General features: G+C 72.4%; 11 protein-coding genes, 1 tRNA gene and 1 pseudogene. 5 read left to right on the top strand and 8 right to left on the bottom strand.

The window, feature by feature from the left end; all coding sequences use genetic code 11:
* The first annotated feature begins 143 nt into the window (after positions 1–143).
* Positions 144–1637, top strand: coding sequence for a serine/threonine-protein kinase (locus ACZ5NW_RS14150; RefSeq protein ID WP_468744489.1), 1494 nt, complete (start codon positions 144–146; stop codon positions 1635–1637).
* Here the strand turns inward: ACZ5NW_RS14150 and ACZ5NW_RS14145 are convergent.
* Positions 1601–2977, bottom strand: coding sequence for a hypothetical protein (locus tag ACZ5NW_RS14145; RefSeq protein ID WP_468744077.1), 1377 nt, complete (start codon positions 2975–2977; stop codon positions 1601–1603). The genes ACZ5NW_RS14150 and ACZ5NW_RS14145 overlap by 37 nt on opposite strands.
* Positions 2974–3102: a DLW-39 family protein gene (locus tag ACZ5NW_RS14140; protein WP_003999697.1), complete on the bottom strand. Its 129-nt coding sequence runs from the start codon at positions 3100–3102 to the stop codon at positions 2974–2976. The genes ACZ5NW_RS14145 and ACZ5NW_RS14140 overlap by 4 nt, the downstream gene beginning before the upstream one ends.
* A gap of 319 nt (positions 3103–3421) precedes the next feature.
* Here ACZ5NW_RS14140 and ACZ5NW_RS14135 point away from each other — a divergent pair, with 319 nt between their 5' ends.
* The 3 genes and pseudogenes from ACZ5NW_RS14135 (at position 3422) to ACZ5NW_RS14125 (ending at position 5360) form a co-directional block, all read left to right on the top strand.
* The gene (locus tag ACZ5NW_RS14135) at positions 3422–3826 is read left to right on the top strand and encodes a DUF6344 domain-containing protein (protein WP_468744076.1); all 405 of its coding nucleotides are present in this window, start codon (positions 3422–3424) and stop codon (positions 3824–3826) included.
* A 111-nt stretch (positions 3827–3937) separates the two neighbouring features.
* A pseudogene (locus ACZ5NW_RS14130) lies at positions 3938–4554 on the top strand (UTRA domain-containing protein).
* Positions 4555–4562: 8 nt separating this feature from the next.
* A complete protein-coding gene (locus tag ACZ5NW_RS14125; protein ID WP_468744075.1) occupies positions 4563–5360 on the top strand; it encodes a glycosyltransferase family 2 protein in 798 nt (265 codons plus the stop codon).
* On the opposite strand, the gene ACZ5NW_RS14120 is transcribed toward ACZ5NW_RS14125, so the two are convergent.
* Positions 5335–5532: a ferredoxin gene (locus tag ACZ5NW_RS14120; RefSeq protein WP_468744074.1), complete on the bottom strand. Its 198-nt coding sequence runs from the start codon at positions 5530–5532 to the stop codon at positions 5335–5337. The two genes, ACZ5NW_RS14125 and ACZ5NW_RS14120, sit on opposite strands and share 26 nt — an antisense overlap.
* A gap of 85 nt (positions 5533–5617) precedes the next feature.
* Complete coding sequence (locus ACZ5NW_RS14115) at positions 5618–6133, bottom strand: hypothetical protein (protein WP_468744073.1); 516 nt, start codon at positions 6131–6133, stop codon at positions 5618–5620.
* 361 nt (positions 6134–6494) lie between these two features.
* On the opposite strand from ACZ5NW_RS14115, the gene ACZ5NW_RS14110 reads away from it, so the two are divergent.
* Positions 6495–10604 (top strand): nSTAND1 domain-containing NTPase, encoded by a 4110-nt coding sequence (locus ACZ5NW_RS14110; protein ID WP_468744072.1) that lies wholly within the window; start codon positions 6495–6497, stop codon positions 10602–10604.
* 133 nt (positions 10605–10737) lie between these two features.
* Here ACZ5NW_RS14110 and ACZ5NW_RS14105 read toward each other — a convergent pair whose 3' ends face one another.
* The 4 genes from ACZ5NW_RS14105 to gyrA all read right to left on the bottom strand — a co-directional run bounded on the left by ACZ5NW_RS14105 (position 10738) and on the right by gyrA (position 14604).
* The gene (locus tag ACZ5NW_RS14105; protein ID WP_468744071.1) at positions 10738–10974 is read right to left on the bottom strand and encodes a hypothetical protein; all 237 of its coding nucleotides are present in this window, start codon (positions 10972–10974) and stop codon (positions 10738–10740) included.
* 99 nt (positions 10975–11073) lie between these two features.
* Positions 11074–11150 (bottom strand) — tRNA-Ile (locus tag ACZ5NW_RS14100).
* A gap of 112 nt (positions 11151–11262) precedes the next feature.
* On the bottom strand, positions 11263–12000 hold the full coding sequence (locus tag ACZ5NW_RS14095; protein ID WP_468744070.1) for a DUF3566 domain-containing protein: 738 nt from the start codon (positions 11998–12000) through the stop codon (positions 11263–11265).
* A gap of 18 nt (positions 12001–12018) precedes the next feature.
* The gene (gyrA, locus tag ACZ5NW_RS14090; RefSeq protein WP_468744069.1) at positions 12019–14604 is read right to left on the bottom strand and encodes a DNA gyrase subunit A; all 2586 of its coding nucleotides are present in this window, start codon (positions 14602–14604) and stop codon (positions 12019–12021) included.
* Positions 14605–14646 lie beyond the last annotated feature (42 nt).

The raw sequence follows: 14646 nt of genomic DNA, 5'->3' as shown, positions 1-14646 counted from the left end.
GCCGTCCGACGGGGGAACCCTGAACCGAAGGCGCGCGAGTGGGGTCGTATCACTCATCCACGGGGTAGCAGTCGGGGGTGGCACGTCCGGGCGGCACGTCCTGGGGCGGCCGGGACAGCGAGGGGGAGGAGTGGCGGACGGTCATGGGTGAGGTCTTCGCCGGGCGGTACGAGCTCGTCGACCCGATCGGACGCGGAGGCGTCGGCGCAGTCTGGCGGGCCTGGGACCACCGCCGCCATCGATATGTCGCCGCCAAGGTGCTTCAGCAGAGCGACGCCCATTCCCTGCTACGTTTCGTCCGCGAGCAGGCCCTGCGCATCGACCATCCGCATGTTCTCGCCCCCGCCAGCTGGGCCGCCGACGACGACAAGGTCCTGTTCACCATGGATCTGGTCGCCGGGGGCTCCCTCGTCCGTCTCGTCGGCGACTACGGACCGCTGCCGCCGCTCTTCGTCTGCACGCTGCTCGACCAACTGCTGTCCGGGCTGGCCGCCGTGCACGGGGAAGGCGTCGTGCACCGCGACATCAAACCGGCGAACATCCTCCTCGAAGCCACCGGCACCGGCCGGCCCCGGCTGCGGCTGTCCGACTTCGGCATCGCCATGCGGCTCGGCGAACCCCGGCTGACCGAGACCAACCTCGTCGTCGGCACCCCGGGCTATCTCGCGCCCGAGCAGATGATGGGCGCCGAACCCGACTTCCCCGCCGACCTGTTCGCGGTCGGCCTGGTCGCGCTCTATCTCCTGGAGGGCGCCAAACCCGACGCCAAGGCGATCGTGCAGTACTTCGCCGAACACGGCACGCCCCGCGCCCCCCAAGGCATACCCGAACCGCTGTGGCAGGTCGTCGCCTCCCTCATCCAGCCGGATCCGACGGCCCGTTTCCGCACCGCCACCGGTGCGCGCAAGGCGCTCGCGGCGGCCGTGGAACTCCTCCCCGAGCCCGGTCCCGACGACGAGATCATCGAGATCTTCGACCAACTCGGGCCCCTGCCCAAGGGGTTCGGACCGACGGGACCGACGACACCGTCCGCCGCGGAGGGCGACGGCGCCGGCGTACCTCCACGGCCTCGATCGGCCCCGAGCCCGTCGCCGTACGACCCCGGTACGGCGTCCCAGGCGACCTGGCCCGGCACGTCCTCACAGCCGACCTGGCCCGGCACCGGCTCCGTCCCCTCGGAGGCGGGCACGGCATCGGTCCCGTCCGGCTGGGGCGCGGCAGCCATCACGCCGACGCCCAGACCGAATCCGGCGCATGGGCCGACACCGGCGCACGCACCGAGGCCCATGCCCACGGCCACGCCGATGCCCGCGCACACCCCGACGGACACTCACACGCCGACGCCCACGCCGACCCCGTCGATGTCGGACACCGGCAGCTTCCATCTCCCGCCGCCCCAGCCACAGCCCCAGTCCCTGGCCCAGCCCTCCCCCTCCACTTTCGCCACCCCCGAGCCGCGCCTCGACACCTCCACCGCCTCATACACCGCGCAGGCCCCGCCGCCGGCGAGGAGCACCCCCGTCCGTCGCAGCCGGGCCCGTCGCCGGCCCGGACCTCCCGCGAAGGTGGCCGTCCCGCTGCTGCTCCTGTCGCTGATCTGCTACGCGGTCGGCTTCTGGGCATTGACCCGCATCTGAGCGACGGCCCGACGTCGGGCCGTCAGTGTCCAGACGCCGAGGACCACCAGCAGCGCGGTGCCCGTCCCGATACCACCGGCCGCGAGCAGCCGCATCCTGAGATCGCCGCCCTCCCTGGGCGCGGCGCTCCTCTCCGGCGGCGCACTGACGCCCTCCTCCCGCGCCTCGAAGACGCCCCGGGGCGCGGACTCCCCCGCGTAGTGCGGCCCCGCCTGCGCCGTACCGTCGACGCCGACGCGCAGCGTCATCCCGTACGGCCCGTCGCCGAAGCGCTCGCCGACCTCGGCGGCGAGATGGACGACGAGGTAGTACGCCCCGGCGAACCGCATCGCGCTCACCGCGTCGGAGACGGCGTACCGGTTGGCGTAGGCGACCGGCGGGACCGGTGCGAGCGTGGCCGCCTTCTGGGTGCCGCCGTATCCGGTGCGGGCGCTGACGACGTCGGCGCGGACCGGGTTGTAGAGGGTCAGCTCCAGCGCGGCGGCCAGATAGCCGGAGTCCTCGCCCGCGCTGCCGAGTTCGACGGTGGCGTGCGGCTGCTGGCCCCAGTCGACCGGCACCTTGTAGTAGAGGGTCTGCCCGGGGGCGATCCGGGCGTTCCAGACGCCCCGCCCGATGGGGGTGGCCGTGGTGAATCCGGCCCCGCCGGTCCGGGACACCGGCTCCCCGGTGGGCGGCGCGGGTGTGGCCGAGTCCCATGAGCTGGGCGCCCGGGTGGCCTCGGCCTGGGCGGGCGGCGGCTCGGTGACGGGCGCCAGCTCCAGCTCCCAGGGCTGCCCGGCGGCCCGTTCCCCGCCGGCCCGCTCCACGACGACGTAGTACGTGCCGGCCTTCTGGCACAGCCGCTTGTTCTCGGCGACCTCCCGCGCGCCCCACGCCGTGACGGGCCGAGGGCTGCGCGCGGCGCCGATGCTCGCGGTGTCGTGGGAGCAGCTCTGTCCGTCGGCGTTCTGCACGGTGACCCGGATGCCGTCCGTGACCGCGAGGTCGGCGCCGGAGCGGGGCACGGCGGTGACGGAGACATAGGTGCTGGAGTCGGCGTCGAGTTCCAGCCGGTAGTAGGTCTTCGCGCCGTCCGTGAGGGAGCTGCGGTAGGTGGTGCCGGGTTCCAGGCGGGCGGCGCCGGTGGTGCCGGTGGCTCCGGGGACGGTGCGGGCGTCGGCGGCGAAGGCGTAGGCGCCCGCGGTCCAGGGGGCGGGGGCGGCCGATGCGGGCCGGGCGGCGAGGCCGGTGACCAGCGCGGCGCAGGTCAGCAGCGCGGCCGCGCGGGCCGGGGCAGTGCAAAACCCCGGCCGCGAAGGGCGGCCGGGGTCTGTACGTAGTGCGTCGGGGGAGCTCACGAACCCGTGGGCACGGAGTCGGTCGCCTCCGTCCACAGATCCTGCTCGGCGCGATCCGCCTGGATCTGGCGGTACACGAGGAGCCCGCCGATGGCGGCCAGTGCGACCAGGAGAAGCTTCTTCACCGCGCGACCTCGTCTTTCCTTGACGTAGGGACCTCTCTGGCGCCCGACTATACACACCGACCGATATCGATCGGTGACCTGCGTCGGGCCGCTCAACTCCCGCCCCCGCCAGCGCCGTAGCAGCCCGTCGCGGCGACGCCGTGGCACCCCGGGAAGCGGATCACCTCCCTCCTGGGGCCGGTTCGTCGGGGCCGTGCGCCCGTCCGGGTGGTGTTCATCCGAACATCGCCACACCGCGTGCGTCGGTCCACCACTTCGCGAGCCCCATACACATCATGAGGAAAGTACGCAAATCGCCCAACCCGAAAGTGAGGGGATCATGGCCAAGACCCAGGTCATGAAGCTGTGGACCGCCATCGTCACCGCCTTCCTCGCCCTGTGCACGGCGCTCGGCCTCGTCACCGCGACCGCCGCGACGGCGGTAGCCCAGAACGAGTCGCCGCGCAACAGCAACAGCGGCGGCAACACCGGCAGCGGCGACCGCCCCGCCTTCGCCCACGCGGCGCCGGCGCATCCGGCGGCGGCTCCCTGGGCCTGGTCCCCTGCCCCCTGGTCCCATGCCCGGTCCCTGCCCCCCACGATGAAGCAGCGCATCCGCGCCGAGGCCCACGGCACGTCCCCCAGCTGCCGGCACCGCCCGACCTCCGACGCCGAGTCCACCGCGTCGTCCCTCCACCCCGACCCGGCGGCCTGTGACGACGACTCCCCGGAGCACCATCGCTAGAACGCGACTCCGGATTCCGTGACGGCGACTTGCGTACAGCCCGTACGAAGCGGCCCGGCGGCTTCCCCAGCCCCCGGGTCCTCGCCTCGTTCAGCGCCGTACGCTGGGTGAATGCCCGTATCCAAGGCCCCCCGATCTCCCCGAACTCCCCGAACGGTCCTCGTCCGGGACAACAGCCGGCACCAATGGGAGAAGGACCGGGCCCGGCAGTCGCGGGAGCGACGCGCGGCGACCGGGGCGACCGAGCGCGACACCGGTCTCGACCAGCGCGACCTCGTCTTCTCCGCGGCCTACCGCGAACTCGGGGCACCCCAGGACCTCGCGGACGCCTTCGCCGTTCGCGTGGGCACCCCGCTCCTCGAACGCGCCTACCGCACGCGCCACGCGCCCGAGAGCGCGCCGTTCAGCCTCGTCACCTCGTACCTCGTGCGCGACATGATCGCCGCGAACCCCGACCTCCTCGACGAGCGCAACGAGCCCTGGCCCGGCGGCACCCAGCACCAACTGGGCACGGTGGGCATCGAGGTGGACCGCGTCGAGGAACGCTGCACCGCCCGCCCGCCGACACCGCGAGAGGCCCACGCCCTCGACCTGCCCCCGGCGCCCCGGTGATCCAGATCCGCAAGACGTCGTACGACATCGACGGCCGTGTCGTGGAGCTGGCCCACGTCACCCTGCCCGGCGACCGCACGGAACTGCTCTTCACCACAGCCCTGGAAAGGTGGTGAGCGCCGCCGTGCCCCGGACGCCACAGCCCCGTCGCATCGTCGTCGTCACCGCGGTCCACGCCCCCTCCGCACCCTTCCTGCCGGACGCCTACGCGTCGCTCCGCGAGCAGGAGCTGCCCGACGGCTGGCAGTGGCACTGGGTGATCCAGACGGACGGCCACGCGGACACCATCACCCCCTACGTCCCCGACGATCCCCGGGTGACCCTCCGCCAGGGCCGCCCCGAACGCCCCGGCGGCCCCGGAGTCGCCCGCACCCTGGCCCTCGCCCACACCGACGGCGCCTACGTCAAAGTCCTCGACGCCGACGACCGGCTCACCCCCGGCGCGCTGGCCCGGGACCTCGCCGCCCTCGAAGCCGACCCGACGCTCGGCTGGGCCACCTCACGCGTCCTGGACCTGCTGCCCGACGGTTCCACGGCCGGCTTCCCCGGCGACCCCGACGAGGGACCCATCGAGCGCGGAACCGTACGGGACCACTGGTCGGCCAACGGCCATATCGCCCCGGTCCACCCGGCCTCCCTCTGCGTCCGCCGCGATCTGCTGCTCGCCCTCGGCGGCTGGATGGCGCTGCCGGCCTCGGAGGACACCGGCCTGCTGCTGGCGCTCGACGCGGTCAGCCGCGGCTGGTTCACGGCGGAGGTGGGGTTGCTGTACCGGAAGTGGGAGGGCCAGATGACCGGCCAGTCCTCGCACGTGGACCCCGAGGAGCGGGCGGCGCGGATGGCGGTGGCGGAATCCCGGGCCAGGGCACTGACGTCCCTCGGCTGGCGCTACCCGGTCACGCCCCGGAATCCCCCAGAGTGATCGCCTGGGAGGGGCACCACAGGGCCGCCTCCCGCACCTCCGGTTCGTCACCGGCGTCCTCGCGCCCCGGGACGAGCGCCACGTACCCGTCCGCCAGGGTGAAGACGGACGGCGCCCTGTGCACGCAGTCGTGCGAGCCGTAACACCGGTCGGGGTCCACGGAGATCCTCATGCGCCCTCCCGTCACGAGCCGGACCTGTACGACCTGCCTGCCCTCCCCGCGGCGCGTTGAACCCGGCGGCGGGCCCCGGCGGGCCTCAGCGCCTGGCCGAGGCGAGCCAATGAGCCACCCTGCGCACGGTGCTCTCGTCGACCCGGTCGACCAGGGCCTGTACGGCGGCCACGTCATCGGGGGCGAGGTCGTAGATCCCGGCCTTGCCCAGCCCCGCCATGAGGGCCTGATGCCGACGGTCCCGCATGCGCTCGGCGAGGCTGGTGAGGGGCTGGGGGGAGGCGGCGGATTGGCCGGAGGCGACGGGCTGCGGGGAGGCGGCGGCGGCCGTGGCGATGGACTCCGCCGTGGCGCTCGACTCCGTGGCCGGAGAGCGCTCCGCGGTGTCGAACCGCTCCCACGCCCCGCCCCCCGGCCCCCACACCTCGACCACCGGTTCCTCCCCGCGCGCCCGCGCGGTGTGGGTCATCTCGCCCACCGCGTAGAGCACGGGCCCTCGATCGGGCGACTCGGCGGCGACCCGCCAGGAATCCGAGGCCGGCTGGTGGAACATCGCGACCCAGCGGGGAGCCCCGGGCGGCTGCGGACTGCGTGTCTCCACTTGCGCTCACCCCTTACGACGGCGGCACGGCGAGGCGACCATAACTGACAGGTCGTCAGATATCCAGAGCGCGGAGGGAGCCGCGGAGGCACGAAAGGACACGATTCGGCACCGGTCCCTCCCCTCGTGGGGACCGGTGCCGAACTCGAGCGGACGCTGTTGACCCGAGCCGTATCGGCGGCGGCACGGATCACGTGTCAGGCGGTCGGCGGTGCCTGTCGGCCGCTGTGTCGAGATCGTGCCAGTCATGGCTTCGAACGAGGAGGTGACGGTGTCCGGTTCAGGGCATCACCGCAGGTCAGGCGTATAGAGTGAGTTTTCCGGTCCGGATGTCCCAGCGGAAGAGGCAAGGGGTGGAGGCTTGATTTCCGACTCGGGAGCGGCACGCACGGCCTTCGCGGAACGGCTCGCGCTGCTGTACAAGGAGGCGGGCAACCCACCCCTCAAGAGCGTCGCCGAGGCGGTCGTACGGCTCCAGCGCGTCGACGAGCGCGGGCGCCCCGTACGGGTCTCCGCCCAGCGCATCAGCGACTGGCGGCGGGCCAGGAACGTACCGGCGCAGTTCGCCGCCCTCGCCGCCGTCCTGCACGTCCTGATCCCCGCCGCCCGCCGGGCCCGGCCCACCCCGGTCGCCCCCGGGCTCTACGACACGACCCAGTGGCAGCGGCTGTGGGAGCACGCGGTGGCCGGCCCCACCGCCGAGAACCCCGCCGCGCCGGCCGACGAGGAGAAGCGCGACACGGCCGACGCCGGGACCGTCCCCGGCGGGGTCTGCCCCTACCGCGGCCTCGCCTCGTACCGCCCGCAGGACGCCGGCTGGTTCTTCGGGCGCGAGCGCAGCACCGAGGCCCTCGTCACCCAACTCCGCGCCGCGGAGGCGACCGGCGGCCTGGTGATGCTCGTCGGCGCGTCCGGAGCGGGCAAGTCCTCGCTGCTCAACGCCGGTCTGGTGCCCGCGCTGGAGAAGGGCGCACTGGGCGGGGCGGGCGAGGAGGCCGACGGGGCACGCCGGGTCCTGCACCTCGTACCGGGCGCCGCGCCCCTGACGGAACTGACCCGCCGCATACCGGAGCTGGGCCAGGTCCTGACCACGGCGTGCGCGACGGACCCGACCGATACGAAGAGGCTCGCGGGGGCCGCACCCGAGGACGATGCCACCCCCGGAGCCCCACACCCCGCCCCCGGCATGCCACCCCCCACCCCCGAAGACTTCACCCGCGCCGTAGGAGCCGCCGTCACCGCCTGGGCCGACTCCCGCTCCAGGACGGACCGCCCCCGCCGCCCCGTCATCATCGTCGACCAGTTCGAGGAAACCTTCACCCTCTGCCCCGACGAGGCCCAGCGCCGCACCTTCGTCCAACTCCTGCACGCCGCCTGCTCACCCGCCGGCCCCTCCGCGTCCGCCCCCGCGATCGTCGTCCTCGGCATCCGCGCCGACTTCTACGAACAGTGCCTCGGCTACCCCGAACTGGCCGACGCCCTCCAGCACCGCCACATGGTGCTCGGCCCGCTGACCGGCGCCGAACTGCGCGACGCGGTGACCGGACCGGCCAAGGCGGTCGGCCTGGAACTCGAACCCGGACTGGCCGAACTGATCGTCCGTGAGGTGAGCGCCGACGGCCCCCGGGGCGCCCACGACGCCGGTGTGCTCCCGCTCCTCTCGCACGCCCTGCTCGCCACCTGGCAGCGCCGCAAGGCGGGCCGGCTCACCCTGGCCGGCTACCGCGCGGCGGGCGGCATCCAGGGCGCGGTCGCCGCGACGGCCGAACGCGCCTGGTCCAGCCTCGACCCGGCCGCCCGCACCGCCGCCCGGCTGCTCCTGCTGCGCCTCGTACGGCTCGGCGAGGACACCCAGGCCACCCGTCGGCGCGGTACCCGCCGCCAGCTCGCGGAGGAGTCCGCGGACCCCGGCAAGACCGAGGAGTCCCTCGAAACACTGGTCCGCGCCCGCCTGGTGACGCTGGACGCGGAGACCGTGGAGATCACCCACGAGGCCCTGCTGCACGCCTGGCCCCGGCTGCGCGACTGGATCGACGAGGACCGCGGCGGCAATCTGCTGCGCCAGCGCCTGGAGGAGGACGGCCGGGCCTGGGAGGACTCCCGCCGCGACTCCTCCCTCCTCTACCGGGGCTCACGGCTGGAACAGGCCCACTCCTGGGCGAGGGGCGCCGGTGACACCTTCCTCACGCGCAGCGCCATGGAGTTCCTGGCCGCCTCGGTGCGGCTGCGCCGGCGCACGGTGTGGATCAGCAGGGCCGCGGTGACGGCCCTGGTCGTCCTGGCGGTGGTGGCGGGCGGCGCGGCGGTGGTCGCCTGGCAGCAGCGCAACGTCGCCGTGTTCGAACAGGTGGTCGCCGAGGCCGACCGGGTCCAGTACACCGACCCGTCGCTCTCCGCCCAGCTCGACCTGGTCGCCCACCGGCTGCGCCCCGACGACGAGGGCACCTCCAACCGCCTGATCTCCATCGTCAACACCCCGCTGGCCACCCCGCTCCTCGGCCACACCGGCGCCGTCTACCTCACCACGTTCAGCCCGAACGGCCAGGTCCTGGCCACCGCCAGCTACGACCGCACCGTCCGCCTCTGGGACGTCGGCGACCCCACCCGCCCCCGGCCGCTGGGCGGTCCGCTGACCGGGCACACCAGCTGGGTGAGCAGCGCGGTCTTCAGCCCGGACGGCCGTACGCTCGCCTCCGCCGGCGACGACGGCACGATCCGCCTGTGGGACGTGACCGACCCGGCCCACCCACGCCCCCTCGCCCCGCTGACCGGCCACCAGGGCACGATCTACCTGCTCGCGTTCAGCCCGGACGGCCGTACGCTCGCCTCCGCGGGCGAGGACCGCACCGTACGGCTGTGGAACATGACCGACCCGGCGCACCCCGCGCCGCTCGGCGCGCTGACCGGCCACACGGCGGCCGTACGGTCCGTGGCGTTCAGCCCGGACGGGCACACGCTCGCGGCGGGGGGCGACGACAACGAGATCCTCCTGTGGGACATGGCGGACCCGCGCCGCCCCGAGCCGTACGACACGGCCCTGACCGGGCACACCGGCGTCGTGCACTCGGTGGCGTTCAGCACCGACGGCCGCACCCTGGCCAGCGGCAGCGCCGACGACACGGTACGGCTGTGGGACGTGACCGACCCGGCCCACGCGGCACCGCTCGGCTCCCCGCTGACGGGTCACACCGGCCCCATCTGGTCCGTGGCGTTCAGCCCCGCCGGGGGGACGCTCGCCGCCGCCAGCGCGGACAGCACGGCCAGCCTGTGGAACGTCAGCGACCCGGCGAACCCGTCCCAGGTGGGCGAGCCCCTGGCGGGAAGCAGCGGCGAGATGTACGCCCTCGGGTTCAGCCCCGACGGCCGCACCCTCGCCACCGGCAGCGGCGACAGCAAGGTCCGTCTGTGGTCGATCCCGACGGCGGACATGACCGGCCGCAGCGGGGCGTTCCGCCCGGACGGCCGACTGCTCGCCACGGCCGCGCGCGACGGCCGGGTCCGGCTGTGGAACGTGGAGGCCCCCGACCGGCCCGTGGCCCTGAGCCGTCCCTTCCAGTCCGCGGACGACGGCCAGCGGTCCCTGGTCTTCTCCCCCGACGGCCGCACCCTCGCGGTCCTCACCGGCGACCGCAGGCTGTACCTCTGGAACGTCTCCGAGCCGTCCCACCCGCTCTCCTACGGCCCACCGGTCGCCCTGCGCACCCGGTTCATGGGCCCCGACGCCCTCGCGTACAGCCCCGACGGCCGCACCCTGGCCACCGCGTACGACGACCACACCGTCCAGCTCTGGAACGTCACCGACCCGTCCCGGGTCGTCCCGTACGGCGCTCCCCTGACGGGCCACAAGGGGTACATCAACACGCTCGCCTTCAGCCCGGACGGTACGACCCTGGCCAGCGGCAGCGCGGACAGCACGATCCGCCTGTGGAACGTCACCGACCCGGCCCGCCCGACCGCCCTCGGCACACCCCTGAAACAGCACCAGGGCCCGGTCAACACCCTGGCCTTCAGCCCCGACGGCCGCACCCTGGCGAGCGGCGGCGACGACGACACGGTCCGCCTCTGGGACGTCACGGAGCCCTCGGAGGCGGCCCGGACCGGTCCCACGCTCACCGGTCACACCGAGGCGGTGGTGTCCCTGACGTTCAGTCAGGACGGGCGGACGCTGGCGAGCGGCGGGGACGACAACACGGTCCGCCTCTGGCACGTGGCCCACCCGTCCTCGGCGGGCCCCATCGGCCAGTCGATGAGCCCCAACGCCAAGAGCGGCACGTTCCTGTCCTTCAGCCCGGGCAGCCGCATGCTGGGCATCTCCAGCGGCGTCGACACGGTCCGCCTGTGGAACCTGGACGTGGACGACGCCATCCACCGCATCTGCTCGGTCACCCGGGGAGTCCTGACCCCCGGCACATGGCACGAGTACCTCCCCCGCCTCTCCTACGACCCCCCGTGCCCCAACCCCACCCCGTGATCCCCATCACACCCCCCACCCGGCTTCCACAGCCCACCCCCCAACCCCCACCGCCCTTGTTAGCCTGGATGTCAGCCCGGTCGCTGACGCATCCCCCGTCGCCAGCGACCGGGCCCTCTCCTACCGCCGACGGCTACATGGGCCCGACGGCAAGGAAAAGGACGGCCGCAACAGCCAGGAACAGGCTCAGCGCGATGAGCAGCCAGGCGGCGATCGCGAGCGCGCGCAGTCGGGCCATCGCCGGCTCACCCTCTGCCACCTTCCTGCGCCGAAGCCTGAAGACGGTCGACGCGCTCCAGAGGCCGGCCAGAGCAACGACGAGATATCCAATGCCCTGGTTCGCTTGGTGCCCGGCGGCAAGGAAGGTCACGGCCTGCTCCTTGAAATGATCACGGCTGATCCGCGCGCCACGGTTTTGCACCCCGGGTGTCAAAAGACCCCCGGACCGATGGTCCGGGGGTCTTCTGGCTGGTGGGGCTAACAGGATTTGAACCTGTGGCCTCATCCTTATCAGGGATGCGCTCTAACCAACTGAGCTATAGCCCCGCCGCGCTCTGCGGTGTGTGTCCCGCGCGCTGACTCCTGAAGATTAGCGCACGACCCGGGCAGTCCCAAAATCGGTTGTCGCAGGTCCCTCGGCGGAGGTTTGGAATCCCGCTCACTCGTCCTCGGCGAGCGTCAGCTCGATGCCGCCGACGAAGCCCGCGGAGAGGTTGTAGATGAACGCGCCGAGCGTCGCGAGCGCCGTCGCGAGGACCACGTCGATCACCGCGATGACCGCGGCGAACATCAGGACGTGGGGGAGCGACAGGAAGGACTGCAGGTCGAAGCCGTTCGACTCGGTCGAGCCGGTCGCCTCCGAGATGGTGCTGCCGACCGACGAGAAGACGCCCATCGCGTCCATGACCATCCACAGCACCGCCGCCGCGACGATCGTGCAGATGCCGAGCGCGATGGAGAGCAGGAAACTGACCTTCATCACCGACCACGGGTCGGCCTTGGCCACCCGGAGCCGCGCCTTGCGGACCCGGGGCGTGGTGCGCGCCCCGGTGCGCGGCCGGCGCACCGCGGCTGCGGAGCCGGCCGGCGGCGCCGCGGGCCCGCCCTGCGTCGGATACGCCTGCGGCGGGTGGTACGGCCCCGAGGCCTGCGCCTGCTGCGGCTGCCGTTCCCCCGGCAGCGGTGAGGCGGCGGCCTGCTGCGCGCCTCGGGTGTCCGTCACGGTCCCCCCCTGGGATCCGGAAGCCTCGGGCTCCGCCGCCTTGACCGGCTTCAAGTTGGTCGTGTGCGGATCCGTGGAGGACGCGGCGGAGCCACGGCCGCCGCCCTCCGTCGACTGACTGGCAGAGGTGCCGGTCGAGGTACCGACCGACCCGGCGCCCGTGGCTCCGCTCACGATGACTCACTCCTCGTGCTACTCGGCCGAGGGCGCGTCACCCTCGTCCGTGCCGGTGGTCGCGGCACCCTCGGCGGAGTCGAGGTCGCCCTCGACCTCCTCCGCCTCGCGCCCCGCCTCGGCGTTACGTGCGATACCGACCACGGCATCGCGCTTGCCCAGGTTGATCAGTTGGACGCCCATGGTGTCACGGCCCGTCTCCCTGACCTCATTGACTCGCGTACGAATCACACCGCCGCCGAGCGTGATGGCGAGGATCTCGTCGTTCTCCTCGACAATCAGCGCGCCGACGAGCGAGCCGCGGTCCTCGACGATCTTGGCGGCCTTGATGCCGAGGCCGCCGCGACCCTGGACGCGGTACTCGTCGACGGCGGTCCGCTTCGCGTACCCGCCGTCGGTGGCAGTGAACACGAACGTACCGGGTCGAACAACATTCATCGAGAGCAGCTCGTCTCCCTCACGGAAACTCATGCCCTTGACACCCGAGGTGGCCCGGCCCATGGGACGCAGCGAGTCGTCCGACGCCGTGAACCTGATCGACTGTGCCTTCTTGCTGATCAGCAGCAGATCGTCGTCGGCCGAGACGAGTTCGGCGCCGATCAGTTCGTCGTCCGAACCGTCCTCCCGCTCCCGGAGATTGATCGCGATCACACCGCCGGAGCGGGGCGAATCGTAATCCTTCAGGGGCGTCTTCTTGACCAGGCCGGCCTTGGTGGCGAGCACCAGGTACGGCGCCACCTCGTAGTCGCGGATGGCGAGGATCTCGGCGATCGCCTCGTCCGGCTGGAAGGCGAGGAGGTTCGCCACGTGCTGGCCGCGCGCGTCCCGGCCCGCGTCCGGCAGCTCGTACGCCTTGGCGCGGTACACCCGGCCCTTGTTGGTGAAGAACAGCAGCCAGTGGTGCGTGGTCGAGACGAAGAAGTGGTCGACGATGTCGTCTTCCTTCAGCTTCGTGCCGCGCACGCCCTTGCCGCCGCGCTTCTGCGACCGGTAGTCGTCCGTCTTGGTCCGCTTGACGTAGCCGCCGCGCGTGACGGTGACGACGATGTCCTCCTCGGCGATGAGGTCCTCGATGGACATGTCACCGTCGTAGGGGATCAGCTGGGTCTTGCGGTCGTCGCCGTACTTCTCGACGATCGCGGCGAGTTCCTCGCTGACGATCCCGCGCTGGCGGACCGGCGAGGCGAGGATCGCGTTGTACTCGGTGATCTTCGCCTGGAGCTCGTCGTGCTCCTGGATGATCTTCTGGCGCTCCAGGGCGGCCAGTCGGCGCAGCTGCATCTCCAGGATGGCGTTGGCCTGGATCTCGTCGATCTCCAGCAGGCCCATCAGGCCCGTGCGCGCGATCTCGACGGTGTCGCTGCGCCGGATCAGCGCGATGACCTCGTCGATCGCGTCCAGGGCCTTGAGGAGGCCGCGCAGGATGTGCGCGCGCTCCTCGGCCTTGCGCAGCCGGAAGCGGGTCCGGCGCACGATGACCTCGATCTGGTGCGTCACCCAGTGGCGGATGAACGCGTCCAGGGAGAGCGTGCGCGGCACACCGTCGACGAGCGCCAGCATGTTGGCGCCGAAGTTCGTCTGCAGGTCGGTGTGCTTGTAGAGGTTGTTCAGGACGACCTTGGCGACCGCGTCCCTCTTGAGCACGATGACGAGGCGCTGACCGGTGCGGGAGCTGGTCTCGTCACGGACGTCCGCGATGCCGCCGACCTTGCCGTCCTTCACCAGGTCGGCGATCTTCTGCGCGAGGTTGTCCGGGTTGACCTGGTAGGGCAGCTCGGTGACGACCAGGCACTGGCGGTTCTGGATCTCCTCGACCTCGACGACCGCGCGCATGGTGATCGAGCCGCGGCCGGTGCGGTAGGCCTCCTCGATGCCCTTGCGGCCCACGACGAGCGCGCCGGTCGGGAAGTCGGGGCCCTTGATGCGCTCGATGAGCGCGTCGAGCAGCTCCTCGTGCGTCGCCTCGGGGTTCTCCAGGTACCACTGGGCGCCGGAGGCGACCTCGCGCAGGTTGTGCGAGGGGATGTTGGTGGCCATGCCGACCGCGATACCGGCGGAGCCGTTGATCAGCAGGTTCGGGAAGCGGGACGGCAGGACGGTCGGCTCCTGGGAGCGGCCGTCGTAGTTGTCCGTGAAGTCGACGGTCTCCTCGTCGATGTCGCGGACCATCTCCATCGACAGCGGCGCCATCTTGCACTCGGTGTAGCGCATGGCGGCCGCCGGGTCGTTGCCCGGGGAGCCGAAGTTGCCGTTGGAGTCGACGAGCGGCATGCGCATCGCCCAGGGCTGGGCGAGGCGGACCAGGGCGTCGTAGATCGAACTGTCGCCGTGGGGGTGGTAGTTGCCCATGACGTCGCCGACCACGCGCGCGCACTTGTAGAAGCCGCGCTCGGGGCGGTAGCCGCCGTCGTACATCGCGTACAGCACGCGGCGGTGGACGGGCTTGAGGCCGTCCCGGACGTCCGGCAGCGCACGCGAGACGATGACGGACATCGCGTAGTCGAGGTACGAGCGCTGCATCTCCGTCTCGAGCCCGACGGGCTCGATGCGAAGAGTGGTCTCGCCGCCTTCCTCAGGCGTCGTAGGAGTGTTCTCGTCGGCCATTGCTGGTGTGGATCCTTCCTGGTGCGGTCAGCTGAGACCGAC

The organism is Streptomyces sp. NPDC032126, assembly GCF_055580085.1.
Note: the sequence above shows the minus strand (reverse complement) of the source record. Positions and strands in the feature narration are given on the sequence as shown.